This is a genomic window from Microbacterium sp. ZW T5_45, assembly GCF_044987415.1.
Lineage (GTDB): Bacteria > Actinomycetota > Actinomycetes > Actinomycetales > Microbacteriaceae > Microbacterium.
On sequence record NZ_JBJDRJ010000010.1, the window covers coordinates 23,726 to 39,899 of the forward strand.

At 68.5% G+C, this 16,174-nt stretch carries 17 protein-coding genes and 1 tRNA gene; 13 read left to right on the plus strand and 5 right to left on the minus strand.

Features of this window, described 5'->3' with window-relative positions; translation table 11 throughout:
- Window positions 1-2: 2 nt before the first annotated feature.
- A complete protein-coding gene (locus ACI3KS_RS07090; protein WP_404916651.1) occupies window positions 3-815 on the plus strand; it encodes an HpcH/HpaI aldolase/citrate lyase family protein in 813 nt (270 codons plus the stop codon).
- 81 nt (window positions 816-896) lie between these two features.
- Here the strand turns inward: ACI3KS_RS07090 and ACI3KS_RS07095 are convergent, their stop codons facing one another.
- Together ACI3KS_RS07095 and ACI3KS_RS07100 are read right to left on the minus strand one after the other, a co-directional pair.
- On the minus strand, window positions 897-1,484 hold the full coding sequence (locus ACI3KS_RS07095; protein ID WP_404916653.1) for a histidine phosphatase family protein: 588 nt from the start codon (window positions 1,482-1,484) through the stop codon (window positions 897-899).
- Window positions 1,481-2,320 (minus strand): Sir2 family NAD-dependent protein deacetylase, encoded by an 840-nt coding sequence (locus tag ACI3KS_RS07100; RefSeq protein ID WP_404916655.1) that lies wholly within the window; start codon window positions 2,318-2,320, stop codon window positions 1,481-1,483. The genes ACI3KS_RS07095 and ACI3KS_RS07100 overlap by 4 nt, the downstream gene beginning before the upstream one ends.
- A gap of 70 nt (window positions 2,321-2,390) precedes the next feature.
- Here ACI3KS_RS07100 and ACI3KS_RS07105 point away from each other — a divergent pair, with 70 nt between their 5' ends.
- Entirely contained in the window at window positions 2,391-3,203 is an 813-nt protein-coding gene (locus ACI3KS_RS07105) for a TrmH family RNA methyltransferase (protein WP_404916839.1), read from the plus strand.
- Here the strand turns inward: ACI3KS_RS07105 and ACI3KS_RS07110 are convergent.
- The gene (locus ACI3KS_RS07110; protein WP_404916657.1) at window positions 3,188-4,015 is read right to left on the minus strand and encodes an SGNH/GDSL hydrolase family protein; all 828 of its coding nucleotides are present in this window, start codon (window positions 4,013-4,015) and stop codon (window positions 3,188-3,190) included. The two genes, ACI3KS_RS07105 and ACI3KS_RS07110, sit on opposite strands and share 16 nt — an antisense overlap.
- Window positions 4,016-4,140: 125 nt before the next feature.
- On the opposite strand from ACI3KS_RS07110, the gene ACI3KS_RS07115 reads away from it, so the two are divergent.
- The 3 genes from ACI3KS_RS07115 to ACI3KS_RS07125 all read left to right on the plus strand — a co-directional run bounded on the left by ACI3KS_RS07115 (window position 4,141) and on the right by ACI3KS_RS07125 (window position 7,863).
- On the plus strand, window positions 4,141-5,883 hold the full coding sequence (locus tag ACI3KS_RS07115; RefSeq protein ID WP_404916659.1) for a DEAD/DEAH box helicase: 1,743 nt from the start codon (window positions 4,141-4,143) through the stop codon (window positions 5,881-5,883).
- A 99-nt stretch (window positions 5,884-5,982) separates the two neighbouring features.
- On the plus strand, window positions 5,983-7,074 hold the full coding sequence (locus tag ACI3KS_RS07120) for a VIT1/CCC1 family protein (RefSeq protein WP_404916661.1): 1,092 nt from the start codon (window positions 5,983-5,985) through the stop codon (window positions 7,072-7,074).
- A 99-nt stretch (window positions 7,075-7,173) separates the two neighbouring features.
- A complete protein-coding gene (locus tag ACI3KS_RS07125) occupies window positions 7,174-7,863 on the plus strand; it encodes a DedA family protein (protein ID WP_404916841.1) in 690 nt (229 codons plus the stop codon).
- A 99-nt stretch (window positions 7,864-7,962) separates the two neighbouring features.
- On the opposite strand, the gene ACI3KS_RS07130 is transcribed toward ACI3KS_RS07125, so the two are convergent.
- Window positions 7,963-8,045 (minus strand) — tRNA-Leu (locus ACI3KS_RS07130).
- Between the two features lie 114 nt (window positions 8,046-8,159).
- Here ACI3KS_RS07130 and ACI3KS_RS07135 point away from each other — a divergent pair.
- Entirely contained in the window at window positions 8,160-9,452 is a 1,293-nt protein-coding gene (locus tag ACI3KS_RS07135; RefSeq protein ID WP_404916663.1) for a M20/M25/M40 family metallo-hydrolase, read from the plus strand.
- 40 nt (window positions 9,453-9,492) lie between these two features.
- Window positions 9,493-10,320, plus strand: coding sequence for an undecaprenyl-diphosphate phosphatase (locus tag ACI3KS_RS07140; RefSeq protein ID WP_404916665.1), 828 nt, complete (start codon window positions 9,493-9,495; stop codon window positions 10,318-10,320).
- Here the strand turns inward: ACI3KS_RS07140 and ACI3KS_RS07145 are convergent.
- Entirely contained in the window at window positions 10,310-11,158 is an 849-nt protein-coding gene (locus tag ACI3KS_RS07145; protein ID WP_404916667.1) for a PAC2 family protein, read from the minus strand. The two genes, ACI3KS_RS07140 and ACI3KS_RS07145, sit on opposite strands and share 11 nt — an antisense overlap.
- Window positions 11,159-11,247: 89 nt before the next feature.
- Between ACI3KS_RS07145 and ACI3KS_RS07150 the strand changes: the two genes are divergently transcribed.
- From ACI3KS_RS07150 to tatA, 6 genes are read left to right on the plus strand one after another with little or no spacing between them, the layout of a single operon-like run.
- Window positions 11,248-11,931 carry an HAD family hydrolase gene (locus ACI3KS_RS07150; protein WP_404916669.1) on the plus strand — a complete coding sequence of 228 codons (684 nt, stop codon included), beginning with the start codon at window positions 11,248-11,250 and terminating at the stop codon, window positions 11,929-11,931.
- The gene (locus ACI3KS_RS07155) at window positions 11,928-12,947 is read left to right on the plus strand and encodes a tRNA (adenine-N1)-methyltransferase (RefSeq protein ID WP_404916671.1); all 1,020 of its coding nucleotides are present in this window, start codon (window positions 11,928-11,930) and stop codon (window positions 12,945-12,947) included. The genes ACI3KS_RS07150 and ACI3KS_RS07155 overlap by 4 nt, the downstream gene beginning before the upstream one ends.
- Window positions 12,948-12,957: 10 nt before the next feature.
- A complete protein-coding gene (locus ACI3KS_RS07160) occupies window positions 12,958-13,890 on the plus strand; it encodes a hypothetical protein (RefSeq protein ID WP_404916673.1) in 933 nt (310 codons plus the stop codon).
- Window positions 13,890-14,876, plus strand: coding sequence for a helix-turn-helix transcriptional regulator (locus ACI3KS_RS07165; RefSeq protein WP_404916675.1), 987 nt, complete (start codon window positions 13,890-13,892; stop codon window positions 14,874-14,876). Before ACI3KS_RS07160 ends, ACI3KS_RS07165 begins: the two co-directional genes overlap by 1 nt.
- Window positions 14,873-15,862 (plus strand): helix-turn-helix transcriptional regulator, encoded by a 990-nt coding sequence (locus ACI3KS_RS07170; RefSeq protein WP_404916677.1) that lies wholly within the window; start codon window positions 14,873-14,875, stop codon window positions 15,860-15,862. Before ACI3KS_RS07165 ends, ACI3KS_RS07170 begins: the two co-directional genes overlap by 4 nt.
- A gap of 26 nt (window positions 15,863-15,888) precedes the next feature.
- Window positions 15,889-16,134, plus strand: a complete 246-nt coding sequence (tatA, locus tag ACI3KS_RS07175; RefSeq protein ID WP_404916679.1) for a Sec-independent protein translocase subunit TatA — start codon at window positions 15,889-15,891, stop codon at window positions 16,132-16,134.
- Window positions 16,135-16,174: the final 40 nt, after the last annotated feature.

A 16,174-nucleotide genomic window follows, 5' to 3' on the forward strand; every position in this document is an offset into this window, starting at 1 on the left:
GCATGACCTTCTCGCTCGGCCCCGCTCTGCTCTTCTGCCCCGCCGACCGGCCCGACCGCTTCTCGGGGGCACTCGCCAAGGCGGATGCCGTGATCCTTGATCTGGAGGATGCGGTGCTGCCAGACGCGAAGCAGGCCGCCCGCGCGCATATCGTCTCGTCGGACCTCGCCGCCGAGCGCGTGATCGTCCGTGTGAACGCCCCGGGCACCGACGCATTCGTCGAGGATCTTCGGGCTCTCGCCGACACGCCCTACCGCACCGTGATGGTCGCGAAGGCGGAGTCCGCCGAGGCGCTGGACGCCTTCGAAGACGGGATCTCTCTCATCGCACTGTGCGAGACGGCCAGGGGGGTGCATGCGGCCGATCGGATCGCCGCTCATCCCTTGGTGTCCGCGATGATGTGGGGCGCGGAGGACCTGGTGGCCTCGATGGGCGGCACCTCCAGCCGGACGGCTTCCGGTGCGTATCGCGACGTGGCGCGCTACGCGCGTTCGCGGGTGCTCATCGAGTCCGCGGCGCAGGGGAAGGCCGCGATCGATGCCGTGCACGTCGAGATCGCAGACCTCGACGGCCTCTCGATTGCGGCGACGGATGCCGCGGCCTCGGGCTTCCGCGCGACCGCCTGCATCCATCCCTCGCAGGTCGCGACCATCCGGAAGGCGTACCGCCCCGATGAGGCATCGGTCGCCTGGGCTCGTGAGGTGCTCACCGCAGCCGAGTCAGAACGTGGCGTGTTCCGCTTCGACGGCCGGATGATCGACGAACCCGTCCTTCGGCACGCCCGCTCGATCCTGGAGCGGTCCTCCGGTTCCTGAGCGAGGAGCGCGGCGACGGGACGAAGGATGATCCGCCACGAAGACCCTTCGTCTCGCTCCGCTCGCTCAGGGACCGGCGCGTCAGACGAGCTGCGCCTGATCGAGCAATCGCAGCGAGCCGGGCGACGCTTCGAAGCGGTGCACCGAGCCGTTCGCCAGCACATCTCCTGGGCGCGGCAGCGTCCCCCCGGAGACGTGGTCGATCAGCGCCCGGATCACGCCGCCGTGGGCGACGACGATCACGGACTCGGCCTCGGGCGCGGAGCGTCGGCGAGACGCCCTGGCGATCCGATCCAGAGCCGCCAGCGCGCGTTCGCCGACTTCCTCCAGCGTCTCGGCGCCCGGCACGGGAGCGTGCCAGTCGCCGTACTTCTCGATGTAGTCGGGCACGAGCATCCCCTCGCCCTCGCCGAACTCGCGTTCGCGCAGGTCGTGGTCGAGCTCCGGTCCGTCGAGACCGAGCTCGGCGGCGATGATCTCTGCGGTCTCGCGGGCGCGCACCAGCGGACTGGCGAAGATGACGTGATGCGCCGTCCCACCGAGCGCGGCCGCCGCTGTGAGAGCATCCGCTCTGCCCTTCTCGTTCAGCGGGATGTCGGTCGAGCCCTGGATGCGTCGGGCGAGGTTCCAGTCGGTCTGGCCGTGGCGGACGAGAGTGAGAAGAGTCACGAGAGAAGCTCCTGGAGTGCGGGGAGAACCGTGCTCGTGCCCGCTGCGAGCGTCACGTGCGCCCACGGGTCGGCGCGAGTCGGCTCACGATTGACGATGATGAGCGGGATGCTGCGCCGCCGGGCGCGCTCCACAAGCCGCACACCCGAGTTCACGACGAGGGAGGATCCGGCGACGATCAACGCATCGCTCGCCCTCAGCAGCGACTCGGCTGCCTTGAACCTGTCCTGCGGGACGAACTCGCCGAAGAACACGACGTCCGGCTTCAGCATCCCTTCGCAGACGGTGCACACCGGCACGATGAATCCGTCGGTGCTTTCGGGCAGCACGTCGCCGTCGGGTGCGAGACGCACGTTCTCAGGGACGGCGATCCAGGGGTTGCTCTGCTCGATCTGGGTCGCGATGTCCCGACGGTCGAAGACCTGACCGCAGTGCAGGCAGAGCACCCGGCGCATCGTTCCGTGGACTTCGATCACGTGCGAGCTACCGGCGCGCAGGTGCAGTCCGTCGACGTTCTGGGTGATCACTCCCGTGACGATGCCGGCGCTCTCCATCGAAGCCAGAGCGTCGTGTCCTGCGTTGGGCTCTGCGGCGGCGAAGGCCCGCCAGCCGAGATGCCCGCCGACCCAGTACCGGCGCCGCGCGGCTTCATCGCTCAGATAGCGCTGGATCGTCATGGGATCCGAACGGGTGCGCGCACCCTCTCCGCGATACGCGGGGATCCCGGAGTCCGTCGAGATGCCGGCGCCGGTGAGGAGGGCGATGCGCCTGCCGCGGAGCAGCTCCGCTGCGTGCGCGATACGCGCGTCCAGTCCTTCACCTGTCGTGCCTGCCACCGCACCTCCCGCACCGAGTCTACGGTGCCCGTGCCGGTGGAGGTTCACGCGCGTGCCAGAGTGGATCACCATGGAGATCTTCGAACTCGCCGACGCGGACGACCCGCGACTGGACGACTTCCGGTCGCTCACCGACACCGCGCTGCGGGCGAAGATCGAGCCGGCCGGCGGCCTGTACATCGCCGAGTCGGCCAAGGTCATCGAGCGCGCTGTCGCGGCCGGACACGCGCCCCGCGCGGTGATGGTGCAGCGCAGATGGCTCGACGGGATCGCCGCTCTGCTCGGCGAGCGAGGCGTGCCCGTCTACGTCGTTCCGGATGCCGTCGCCGAGACGGTGACAGGGTTCGCGGTGCATCGCGGTGCGCTGGCGTCGATGCACCGACCGTCCCTGCCCTCGGTGGCCGAGCTCGTCGGAGACGCGCGGCTCGTGCTGGTGCTGGAGAACATCGGGGACCACACCAACGTCGGCGCGGCGTTTCGCGCGGCAGCGGCCCTCGGTGCCGACGCCGTGCTCGTCTCGCCGCGCTGCGCGGACCCGCTGTATCGGCGAAGCGTGCGGGTCAGCATGGGCACCGTCTTCCAGGTTCCGTGGACGCGCATCGACGGCTGGGATGACGCGGTGTCCGAACTTCACCGGGCGGGCATCGAGTTGGCCGCTCTGGCTCTGTCCGACGCGGCGGTGCCGCTCGACGAGTACTCCGCCGCACGGCCGTCCAAGGTCGCGCTGCTGATGGGCTCAGAAGGAGACGGGCTCAGTCGTCAGGCGCTCTCGAGCGCGGACGTCGTGGTGACCATTCCGATGAGAGGCGACGTCGATTCGCTCAACGTGGCTGCGGCCGCATCCGTCGCGCTCTGGGAACTACGCCCTCAGTCGCCCTTGTGAATCACCACGGGGGAGGGCTCCGGACGCTTCGCTACGACCAGATCGCCCGACGACTGGTGACGCAGACGTCGCAGCACCCACGGCACGAGGTGCTCCCGTGCCCACCCGAGGTCCTCGGCGCGAGCCTCCCGCCACGTTCGCACGGGGAAGGGTTCGGGCTGCATCGCCTCGAGTTCGTTCGGCACGTTCAGCGCCCGCAGCACCATGCGTGCGACCTCGTGATGCCCGAGGGCGTTGTAGTGCAGGCGGTCGTCGTCGAAGAAACGAGGATCCTGTACGGTCTTCAGCGACCACTGATCGGCGACGATGCAGTCATGGCGTTCGGCGATCGCCCGGACGTTCTCGTTGTAGATCGCCACCTTGCCGCGGAACGGTCGGAAGACGGGAGTGAAGGCCGTGTCGATGCCGGTGAAGAGCAGCACGGCGGCGCCCGTCGAGGAGAGCCGCGCGACGGCGTCCTCCAACTGCTCCGAGATGTGGTCGGGGTCGGTACCGGGGCGGATGACGTCGTTGCCGCCGGCGCAGATCGAGATCAGATCGGGGCGCAGCGCGATCGCCGGCTCGATCTGATCCTCGACGATCTGGGCGATCAGCTTGCCGCGCACGGCGAGGTTCGCGTAGGCGAAGTCGTCGACCTGGCGGGCGAGGACTTCCGCCACCCGATCGGCCCACCCTCGATGGCTGCCGGCCACCGAGGGATCGGGATCGCCGACGCCCTCGGTGAACGAGTCGCCCACTGCGACGAAACGTCGCCACGGGTGCGGGTTCTCGTTGGCCACATAGGGGGTCCGGGTCGAATCCTGGTCGGTCATCCCGCTCTCCTTCGCGAACGCGCGCCGTCCGCGGATCGCGGCGACGCAGTGTCTGAGCCTACTCGCCATCCACAGAACGAGGGAGCGCGCGGACGGTGTCGGAGGCAGCGATTATCGTTGTATCGATGCTTTCTCCGTCCTTTCCCCAGCGCGCTCCATGGGGTACCGCCAGCAAGCTCCGGGCGTGGCAGCAAGAAGCCCTGGAGCAGTACTTCCAGGCCGATCAGCGGGATTTCCTCGTCGCCGCCACCCCCGGCGCAGGAAAGACGACCTTCGCGCTGACCCTCGCCGTCGAACTGATGAAGATCGGCGAGGTCAACCGCATCATCGTCGTCGCCCCGACCGAGCACCTCAAGACGCAGTGGGCCGACGCGGCCGCCCGCGTGCACATCCGTCTCGACCCCCGTTTCCGCAACAGCGACTGGGCACCGGCACGGCACTATCACGGCGCAGTCGTCACCTACGCGCAGGTCGCCGCGAAGTCGTCCGTGCACCGTCATCTCACCGAGGATGCGCAGACCCTCGTCATCCTCGACGAGGTGCATCACGGGGGTGACGCGCTCAGCTGGGGCGACGCGATCCGTGATGCCTATGGTCCCGCGAAGCGCCGTCTGCTGCTGTCGGGCACACCGTTCCGCAGCGACACCGCGCCGATCCCGTTCGTCGAGTACCACCCCGACGAGTCCGGTGCGCGCATCTCGCACACCGACTACAACTACGGATACGGCCGTGCTCTCGCCGACGGCGTCGTCCGCCCCGTGCTGTTCCACATGTACGCGGGCAAGATGCGCTGGCGCACGACCAGTGGCGACGAGCTCGAGACCCATCTCGGGCAGGACAACACGAAGGACGTCACCTCGCAGGCCTGGCGCACGGCGCTGGATCCCGAGGGCGACTGGATGCCAGCTGTGCTGTCGGCCGCGGACCGCCGTCTCACTGAGATCCGTCATCACGTGCCGGATGCCGGTGGCCTCGTGCTGGCCACCGACCAGACGGTCGCGCGCGCCTACGCGAAGATCCTGCACAGCATCACCCGGCAGCAGCCGACCATCGTGCTCTCCGACGACGCGACGGCATCCGAACGCATCGAGAAGTTCAGCGCGAGCGACGACCGATGGATGGTCGCGGTGCGCATGGTGTCGGAGGGCGTCGACGTCCCGCGGCTCGCGGTCGGCGTCTACGCGACGTCGTCATCCACTCCGCTGTTCTTCGCCCAGGCCATCGGCCGGTTCGTGCGGGCACGACGACGCGGCGAGGCGGCCAGCGTGTTCCTCCCGCAGGTCCCCGTGCTCATGGGCCTCGCGAACGAGATGGACAAGCAACGTGATCACGCCCTCGATCGGCAGTCCAAGGATGACGACGGTCTCGAGGACTCGCTGCTGGAGAGCGCGAACCGCGAGGACGAGGCATCCGACGCGCTGCAGCAGGAGTTCAGTTATCAGGCGCTGTCGTCCGTGGCGCACTTCGATCGGCTCGTCTTCGAGGGGCAGGAGTTCGGTCAGCTCGCCGAACCCGGCACCCCCGAGGAGGAGGAGTTCATCGGCTTTCCCGGACTCCTCGAACCCGAGCACGTCCACGATCTGCTCATGCAGCGACAGGCCCGCCAGTCGAAGCTGCGCGAAGCTCGCGAGGCGAAGGCAGGGCCGGATGACACGACGACCCTGCCCGCCCCCCTCCACCGCACGCTCAAGGAGCAGCGTCAGCTGCTGAACAGCCTGGTCGGCCTCTACGCGCGGCAGAAGGGCGAGCCGCACGGATCGGTGCACGCCGAGCTCCGCCGGATCTGCGGCGGCCCCGCGGTGGCGCAGGCGACGGTCACCCAGCTGCAGTCGCGGATCGACGTGCTGCGCAAGCGCGTGCGCTCCTGAGCTTCGGAACCCCGAAAACCTGGCAACTTATGGTTTTCGAGTTGTCGTGCGCGCCTCGCGGGCTAGCGTGGAATCACCGCCTCGACATCAAGGATTCCTATGACTGCGCCCACGACAGAGCCCACTGCCGCTGACCGTCGACGATGGGCCCGCTACCTCGTCGAAGAGCGCGCCGAGGGATTCGTGTACCAGAAGCTCGCCGCCCGTCGCACCGGTGAGGAGCAGCAGATCCTGCTCGGCCTGGCAGACGCCGAGCGCCGACACGAGCAGCACTGGCTCGATCTGTTGGGCGGAGAGCCGAAACGACTCCCACCCGCCGGCATCCGCTCGCGGGCTCTCGGCTGGATGGCCGGGCGGTTCGGATCCATCTTCGTCCTCGCACTCGCGCAGAGCGCCGAGGCCCGCTCGCCGTATGACGCGGAGGTCTGGGCCACCCCCGCCATGCGCGCCGACGAGAAGGTGCATCACGAGGTCGTCCGCGGACTCGCCGCGCGCGGCCGACGTCGGCTGTCGGGATCGTTCCGCGCCGCGGTCTTCGGCGCCAACGACGGCCTGGTGAGCAACCTCGCACTGGTGCTGGGGATCGGTGCGACCGGGGTGAGCAGCGGATTCGTGCTCTTCAGTGGCATCGCAGGGCTTCTCGCCGGCGCACTGTCGATGGGGGCGGGGGAGTTCGTCTCGGTGCGGTCGCAGCGTGAGCTGCTCGCCGCGACCGAGGCGAACGAAGATGCCGACGCGACTGCGGGCGATCTCGACATCGATGAGAACGAGCTCGCGCTCGTCTATCGTGCTCGTGGCATGGAGGCAGAGGAGGCGCTCGTCCGCGCACGGCGAGTGGTGGACGCCGCGCGCGCCGGCGCGGCCCGCGCGGTCACCGGACCGGTGCGTGTGCAGGGCGACGATCACGAGATCGTCGGCAGCGACTGGACAGCGGCGATCTCGAGCTTCCTGCTCTTCGCCTCCGGCGCGATCGTCCCCGTGCTGCCGTGGATCTTCGGGCTGCAGGGGACGACGGCGGTCGTCGTCGCACTCGTGCTCGTCGGCATCGCGCTGCTCTCGACCGGAGCGATGGTCGGCATCCTCTCGGGCGGACCTCCGCTGCGCCGGGCCCTGCGCCAGCTGGCGATCGGGTTCGGTGCCGCAGCGGTCACGTACGTGCTCGGCCTCGTGTTCGGCGTGGGCGCGGTCTAGGACCGATCTCGCGCGCGCTCTCGGCACGCTCGCAGGAGCGTGCCAGGGGAGCAGGGTACGGTGTCGGGGACCACCGCGATCCCCACGACCGAGGACACGATGAGCCAGACCCTTCCCCTTTCCGCATCCGCCGCCCCGGAGTACGAGGGCTTCGTCGGGTGGGTGCTCGGTTTGATCGACTCGCTCGGCGAGCTCGGAGTCGGACTCGCCGTGCTGATCGAGACGTTCGTCCCGCCGATCCCCTCGGAAGCGATCCTCCCTGTCGCCGGATTCCTCGCGTACGAGGGACGGATGAACTTCTGGGGTGCATGGGCGGCGGCGACGGTCGGAGTCCTCGTGGGTGCGCTGATCTGGTATGCGATCGGTGCGGCGATCGGTCGCGACCGCACCCGACGCCTCGTCGGACGCATTCCGCTGCTCGACCATGCCGACTTCGACAAGGCCGAGGCGTTCTTCGCGCGCTGGGGTGCGCGAGCGGTGCTGTTCGGCCGCTGCGTCCCCCTTGTGAGGTCGTTCATCTCGATCCCCGCCGGCATCGAGCGGATGCGGGTCTGGAGCTTCGCTCTGTACACGACCCTCGGCTCGGCGATATGGAACGGCATCTGGATCGGTCTGGGCTACGCGTTCGGCCCGACGATCAAGCCGGTGCTGGAGCAGTGGAGCGGGCTCATCTCGAACATTGCCGTCGGGGCGATCGCCCTCCTGGTGCTGTGGTTCATCGCCTCGCGCATCCGTCGGCGTCTGCGGGATGCCGCTGGCGGACGCGACCTGCAGCCCGAAGGGGACTAGCATCCCGCATCCAGCCGACGATGGCCGCCGCTCTCCAGCCGGTGCGCTCGCACAACGAGAAAGAGGTCTGGGAACCGGAGTTCCCAGACCTCTTGTCTGTGCGCGGAGGGGGACTTGAACCCCCACGCCCTATCGGGCACTAGCACCTCAAGCTAGCGCGTCTACCATTCCGCCACCCGCGCAGGTGTTGGATTGTTCGTTGCCGAACGAAGATTTACATTAGCACGCGGTTGAGCGCACACCGAAACCGACAGCGATTCCCGGGCGCGCCACGGCCGTTCGATAGCCTGGATCCCATGACAGAGCAGCTGCCCGAGGTCGTCCGCATCGCTCAGGACCTCATCCGGATCGACACGTCGAACTTCGGAGGCGGCAACGCCAAGGGCGAGCGCGAGGCCGCCGAGTACGTCGGCCGGTACCTCGAGGAGCTCGGCCTCGACGTCGAGTACTACGAGCCCATCGACCGCCGGACGAACGTCATGGCTCGCGTACCCGGACGCGACCGCACGAAGCCGGCGCTCGTCGTCCACGGCCATCTCGATGTGGTCCCGGCGATGGCGGAGGACTGGTCCGTCGACCCGTTCGCGGGCGAAGTGCGTGACGGGATGCTGTGGGGTCGAGGCGCGGTGGACATGAAGAACATGGACGCGATGATCCTCACCGCTGTCGCGGACATCCTGAGGGCGGGGGAGCGACCAGAGCGCGACCTGATCCTCGCGTTCTTCGCCGACGAGGAGAACGGTGGGGTCGAAGGGTCGGCGCTCGTCGTCCGTGACAAGCCCGAGTGGTTCGCCGGCGCGACCGAGGCGATCAGCGAGGTCGGCGGCTACTCGATCACCGTCGACGACCGCCGCGCCTACCTCCTGCAGGTGGGGGAGAAGGCGATGATCTGGATCCGCCTCGTCGCCAAGGGGCGGGCCGGCCACGGCAGTCGCCTGCACGACGACAACGCCGTCACGAAGCTCTCCGAAGCGGTCGCCGCGATCGGGCGCACCCGGTGGCCGATCCTGCTCACCCCGACGACCGAGGCCCTGCTCGCCGGTCTCGGCGAGCTCACCGGGCGTTCGACGGACGATCCGGATGCTCTCGCCGCTGCGGCGGGACCGGCCGAGGCGTTCCTGCGCTCGACGTTCCGCACCACGACGAACCCGACGGCGCTGACCGCGGGGTACAAGCACAACGTGATCCCGGAGCGTGCGGAGGCCCTGATCGACGTCCGGGTGATCCCCGGCACCGAGGATGACGTCCTGGCCGAGCTCCACCAGATCGTCGGCGATGACATCTCGATCGAGATCGTCGTGCAGGACATCGGTATGGAGACGCCGTTCGAGGGCGGCCTCGTCGAGGCGATGGTCGCGAGCATCGGTGAGCACGACCCCGGCGTCCCGGTGATCCCGTATCTGCTCGGGGCCGGCACCGACAACAAGGCTCTCGCCACCCTCGACATCACCGGCTATGGATTCGCCCCACTGCGGCTGCCGGCGGATCTGGACTTCACAGGAATGTTCCACGGAGTCGATGAGCGTGTCCCCGTAGACTCTCTTGTCTTCGGCCAGCGGGTGCTGGCCGATCTGCTGCGCTCGTACTGAGCATCCGCTCCGGCTGCGCCGGCACGACCCGAAGGCCCCCATGCACCTGTTCGAAGCGCTCATCCTCGGCATCGTCCAGGGACTCACCGAGTTCCTGCCGATCTCCTCCAGCGCGCACCTGCGCATCATCGGTGGATTCCTCCCGTCCGGAGAGGACCCGGGAGCAGCTTTCACCGCCATCACCCAGATCGGCACCGAGGCGGCCGTCGTGGTGTTCTTCTGGCGTGACATCGTCCGCATCGTGTCGGCCTGGTTCCGCTCGCTCGCAGGCAGGATCCCGCGCAACGACCCTGACGCCCGCATGGGCTGGCTGATCATCATCGGCAGCATCCCGATCGTCCTGCTCGGGCTGCTCTTCCAGGATCAGATCGAGAGCGTGCTGCGCTCCCTGTGGATCGTCGCGATCATGCTGATCGTGTTCGGTGTGCTGCTGGGCGTCGCCGATCACGTCGGCGCCAAGCGCCGGAAACTCGATCAGCTGACCTACCCGCACGGCGTCGCGTACGGCTTCGCTCAGGCGCTCGCGCTGATCCCCGGTGTCTCCCGCTCGGGGGGAACGATCACGATGGGACTCTTCCTCGGCTACGAGCGCGCAGCCGCCGCCCGCTACGCGTTCCTGCTCGCGATCCCCGCGGTGTTCGGCAGCGGCTTCTACCAGGTCTACAAGAGCTGGGACGAGCCGAACCAGCACTTCTCCTTCGGCGAGACGCTCGCGGCCACAGGCATCGCCTTCGTCGTCGCGCTCGGCGTGATCGCGTTCTTCATGAACTGGATCTCGAAGCGCAGCTTCCTGCCGTTCGTGATCTACCGGATCCTGCTCGGAACCGCGCTGCTGATCCTGCTCGGAACCGGAGTGATCAGCGCTTGAGGTCGCCGGGGCCCTCGCCGCGACGGCGCAGGTAGCGCTCGAACGCCTGCGCGATCGCGTCACCGGACGCGTCGGGCGAGTCCCAGGTGTCGCGCGTGCGCTCCAGTTGGCGGATGTACTCGGTCATGTCCTCGTCGTCAGCGGCCGCCGCGTCGATCGACGCCTCCCATGCGGCGGCATCCGTCCGAAGGCGATCGCGCGGCACGTCGACACCCGTCAGCTCCTCGAGGCGATCGAGCAGCGCGAGGGTGACCTTGGGTGAGGGCGTCGCACTCGCGACGTAATGCGGGACGCTGGCCCAGAGACTGGCCGTGGGGATGCCGGCGTTCTCGGCGAAGTGCTCGAAGACGCTGAGGATGCCGACCGGTCCCTCGTACGTCGACTTCTCCAGGGCCTGCGACTCGCGCATCTCATCGTTCTGGCTCGACGCGAAGACCGAGATCGGCCGGGTGTGCGGAACGTCCGCGAGCATCGCCCCGAGGGTGACGAGCCCCGTCACGTCGTCGCGGAGCGCGACATCGATGAACTCGGAGGCGAACGCCTGCCAGGTGCGTGCGGGCTCGACACCCGTGAGCAGCCAGAGCTCGGGGCCGGGGCCGGGATCCCGCGGACGCCACAGACCGGCCTCGGGCCAGGTGAGTCGGCGGCGCCCATCGGCATCCATCCTGGTCGCCGGACGCGTGTACTGGTAGTCGAAGTACAACTCGGGATCGACCGAGTGAACGAGGTCGTACTCGCTCATCTCGCGCAGAGCGGCGATCGCACCGCTGGCAGCCTCCCCCGCATCGTTCCAGCCATCGAAGGCCGCGATGATGATCCGTGAACCGAGAACATCCATCGTGATCTCCCTTCGATGAGTCGGACGGATATCCTTCCAGGCTAGTCGGCCCGGCAGGGCCGAGGCGGCGCCACGGCTAACATGGTTCGGTGAGCAGGAAGCCGAGCGCGGTCCTCTGGGACATGGATGGAACACTCGTCGACACCGAACCGTATTGGATGGCGGCGGAGACGGCGCTCGTCGAATCCTTCGGCGGAACGTGGACCCACGAAGATGCTCTCCAGCTCGTCGGGAACGGTCTCATCGACAGTGCGGTGATCCTCCAGCGCGCAGGTGTCGCGATGGCCGCCGAGGAGATCATCGCGCACCTGACGGATGCCGTTCAGCAGCTGTTGCGCACGGAGGGAGTGCCGTTCCGCCCCGGCGCGAGGGAGCTCCTTCAGGACCTCCGCGAGGCCGGCATCCGCACCGGCCTGGTCACGATGTCGCTGCGGCGTATGGCGCTCAGCGTGGTGGATCTCATCGGTTTCACCGCCTTCGACACGGTCGTCGCCGGAGACGATGTGACCAACCCGAAGCCGCACCCGGAGCCCTATCTGCACGCTGCCGGCCTGCTCGGCATCGACATCGCCGACGCCGTCGTCATCGAGGACTCTCCCACGGGGCTGCGCGCAGGCCTCGCCTCAGGAGCCGTGACATTGGGAGTGCCCCACATCGTCTCACTCGACGACGTCGGTGCGCACGAGCTGTGGCCCACCCTCGAAGGCCGCACGGCGACCGACCTCACCGATCTGTTCATCCGCCAGACCACTCTGACAGGAGCCACCCGATGACCGAACCCGGAGCCCAGCGCCCCAGTGGCCCCTTCCGTGAGGGAGACCGCGTGCAGCTGACCGGCCCGAAGGGGCGGCTCCACACCGTCACGCTGCGCGCCGACGGCGAACTCCACACGCACCACGGTGTGCTGCGGCACCGCGATCTCATCGGGCTGCCCGACGGCTCCGTCGTCGCGAACAGCTCGGGTCACGACTATCTCGCGCTGCGTCCCCTGCTTCGCGACTTCGCGATGTCGATGCCGCGAGGCGCGGCGATCGTCTATCCCAAGGACGCCGCGCAGATCGTGATGCAGGCAGATGTCTTCCCCGGAGCCGTCGTCGTCGAAGCCGGCGTCGGCTCGGGCGCGCTCTCACTGTCGCTGCTGCGCGCGGTCGGACCTGCGGGTCGTCTGGTGTCGTTCGAGCGGCGCGAGGACTTCGCGGAGGTCGCACGGGGCAATGTCGCGACGTTCTTCGGCGACACCCCTTCCACCTGGGAGGTCGTCGTGGGAGACCTCGCGGAGGAGCTTCCCACGCAGTTCGAACCCGGATCCGTCGACCGCGTCGTGCTCGACATGCTGGCCCCGTGGGAGTGCATGGACGTCGTCGCCGACGCTCTCACCCCTGGGGGAGTGGTGCTCTGCTACATCGCCACGGCCACGCAGCTGTCGCGTGTCGCGGAGTACATCCGCGGTACCGGCCTGTTCACGGAGCCGGACGCCTCGGAGACGATGGTGCGCGGCTGGCATGTGGAAGGTCTTGCGGTGCGTCCCGATCACCGTATGGTCGCCCACACGGGCTTCCTGCTGACGGCGCGACGTCTCGCTCCCGGTGCGATCGCACCGACGGTGAAGCGTCGTGCATCCAAGAGCAGCTATGGCGACGAAGACGTCGAGCTGTGGACGCCCGGCGCTGTCGGAGACCGCGAGATCAGCGACAAGAACCTGCGCAAGCGGGTGCGCGAGGCCGCGAAGGCGGCCGACGGCGCGCGGCAGGCCACCGCTTCGCGCGATTCGACGTCGGCGACGGAATAGACTGGAGAGCGTGCGTAAAACGTCCGCCGTTCTGGCCTCTCTCAGCCTTGCCGCCATCGCTCTGACCGGATGCTCCGCGTCGGCGAACTTCGCCGGTGCCGCGTGCGATCGCACCTCGCACGCGAACGGCATCGAGAACGCGGTGACCGTGACCGGTGAGCTCGGCGATGCGCCTGATGTCACGATCTACTCGCCCGTCGAGAACGCCGAGAGCGCGTATACCGATGTCATCGTCGGCGACGGCGCCCCGGTGGTCGACGATCAGCAGGTCATGCAGCTGCAGATGTCGATCTACAGCGGCAGCACCGGTGAGCAGGTGTTCGCGACGACCTACGAGTCCGGATCCGGAAGCCTGTCGAACATTGCGAACTGGGCCGCCGAGTCGCCCGGCATGGCCGACGTGTTCGAGTGCATCACGGGCGGCTCCCGCGTGGTCGCCTCCCTGACCCCCGAGGACTTCGGAGCAGCCTCGGCCTCGAGCGTCGGTCTCGGCGCCGACGACCGGGCGATCGTCGTGATCGACGTGCTGCAGACCTATCTCTCCAAGGCCGAGGGCTCGCTGCAGTTCAACGACGCGCGCGGTCTCCCCACAGTCGTACGCGCCCCCGATGGCACGCCCGGAGTGATCATCCCCGACGCTGACGCCCCTACCGAGCTGGTCCAGCAGACCCTCATCAAGGGCGACGGCGCGAAGGTCGACGAGACACAGGCGCTCATCCTCAACGTCACCGCCGTGGGCTGGGACGACAAGAAGGTCCAGAACACGAGCTGGGGCACGACGCCGATCCTCGATCTGCAGTCCACGGCTCCGACCGTGGCAGAAGCCCTCCTGGGTGAGACCGTCGGTTCGCAGGTTCTCGTGGTCACCCCCGCGGCCGATGGCGCGAGTGCCACCGCCTACGTCGTGGACATCCTGGGTGCTGTGACGACTCCGGGGCAGTGATGGCGGCCCGCATCCCGGCGGAGGAGCGGCTGACGAACCTCGTCGTCGCTCTGATGGCGACGGAGGTGGGGCTCACGAAGCAGCAGATCCTCGACAACGTCTCCGGATACCGCCAGCGAGCGGATGCCGGCACGAGAGCGGACGCGCTCGAGAAGATGTTCGAGCGGGACAAGGACGATCTGCGTGCCCTCGGCATCCCGGTCGAGACGATCGGCGATGCTGCCGACCCGAACGACCTGCGCGAGGCCCGCTATCGCATTCCGCAGGCGGAATACGACCTGCCCGACGACATCGAGTTCACCGCGGCGGAGCTCGCTGTTCTGCAGCTGGCCGGCAGCGTGTGGAGCGCGGAGTCCGGCTCCGGCGACGCTCAGGCTGGCGTGCGCAAGATCCGCGCGCTGGGCATCGACGGCGACGAGCCCATCATCGGTTTCGCGCCGCGCATCACCGCGCAGGATCCGTCGTTCACCGGTCTGCAGGAGGCGATCGAGAAGAGTCGCGTCGTCGGGTTCGACTACCTCAAGCCCGGGGATCCGAGCGCACGGCGCCGCCGCATCCAGCCGCTCGCTCTCGTCGACTACGAGGCGCGCTGGCACGTCTTCGGCGTAGACCTCGGAGTCCACGACGATCGGATGTTCCTGCTCAGCCGCATCGTCGGCGCCGTCACCATCACCGACGAGGAGTTCGACCCGCGGCTGCGCGAGGGTGCGGGGGAGCGCGCGATCGCCGGCCTCGAAGAGGTCGCCGCACGCAACTCCGCCCTGCTCGAGGTCACGCCGGGCACCGAGGCTGCGCTTCGGCTCGGTCGTCGCGCCACACCCGCGCCGCAGGGCATCCGAGTGCCGTTCGTCGACCTGCACATCTTGGCCGACGAGCTCGCCTCTTACGGGCCGGAGGTGCGTGTCGTCGAGCCCGAGACGCTTCGCGACGCGGTCATCCGGCGCCTGCGAGCCGTCAGCGCTGCGAACTCGGAGGCACCCGCATGAGTCGCGCGCGCAAGCCCCTGCTCGCATCCGATCGGGTGCGGCTCTATCTGACCCTCGTTCCGTACCTGCTCGAACACGGCCAGGTGTCGCTCGACGAGGCCGCCGCCGAGTTCGGCGTCTCCCGAGAGGAGATGCGACGGATGGTCGAGAAGCTGACCGTGATCGGCCTTCCGGGCGATTCCGGCTTCTGGCAGCAACCTCAGGAGATGTTCGACATCAACTGGGACCTGCTCGACGATGAGGACGTCATCGAGATCACGAACGACGTGGCTCTGCGGCGAGTCCCCCGGTTCACGGCGCGAGAGGCTGCGGCCCTGCTCGCCGGCCTGCAGATGGTCGCCGCCGTGCCGGCGGTGTCCGACACCGGTCTCGTCAGCGGACTGATCTCGAAGCTGTCGCGCGGTGCGGCGGATGCTCCGGCCGAGGTGGTCGTCGCTCCGAGCCGCGTCGACGAGGTCCGCGAGGCGGTCGCGCGCGGACTTCAGGAGGGTGTGGCGCTCTCGTTCACCTATCAGGCGCCGGATGCCGAACCCACCACACGCACGGTCGACCCGGTGCAGATCCTCATCACCAATGCGCAGTGGTACCTGCAGGGCTGGTGCCACTTGCGTCAGGCAATGCGCACGTTCCATCTCGACCGTGTCAGCGATCCGCGGCTGACCGACATCCCGATCACGCACCACGGCGAGCACGTCCCCGACGCCTTCTCGACCGACGCCGAGGACGGCGAGGTCGTGGTCCGGCTGCCGTCGCGACTCGCTCCGCTGCTCGGTGCCTTCCTCACCGCCGATAACGCCAGCGCCGACGGCGACGACGTCGTCGTGCGCCTGCGCATGGCCGATCCGCGCAGCGTGAAGCGCATCGCCGCACGGTTCGGAGGAGCGCTCGAGGTCGTCGAACCCGGTCTGGCGCGCGCTGCCGCCCGGGAATGGGCGGATGCGGGACTCGCGCTGTACCGGTACCCCGATGCGGCCGACGCCGGTTAGACTTGAGAAAACGACGAAGGAGAATCATGGGCGCTTTCGGTTGGCCACATCTGCTGATCATCCTCGCCGTCATCCTGCTGCTTTTCGGCGCGGCGAAGCTGCCGGCGCTCGCCAAGAGCCTCGGTCAGTCCGCTCGAGTCTTCAAGGGCGAGATGAAGGCGATGAAGAACGACGACACCGACGACTCGGCTGCACCGGCCGCATCTGCGTCCGCGACGGATGTTCCGCTCGCTCGTGAGGCCGACCCCGGCCAGCCGCCACGTTCCGCATAACGCGTGTCCGCGTTGGAATCCGCGGATCAGGGAACGACGC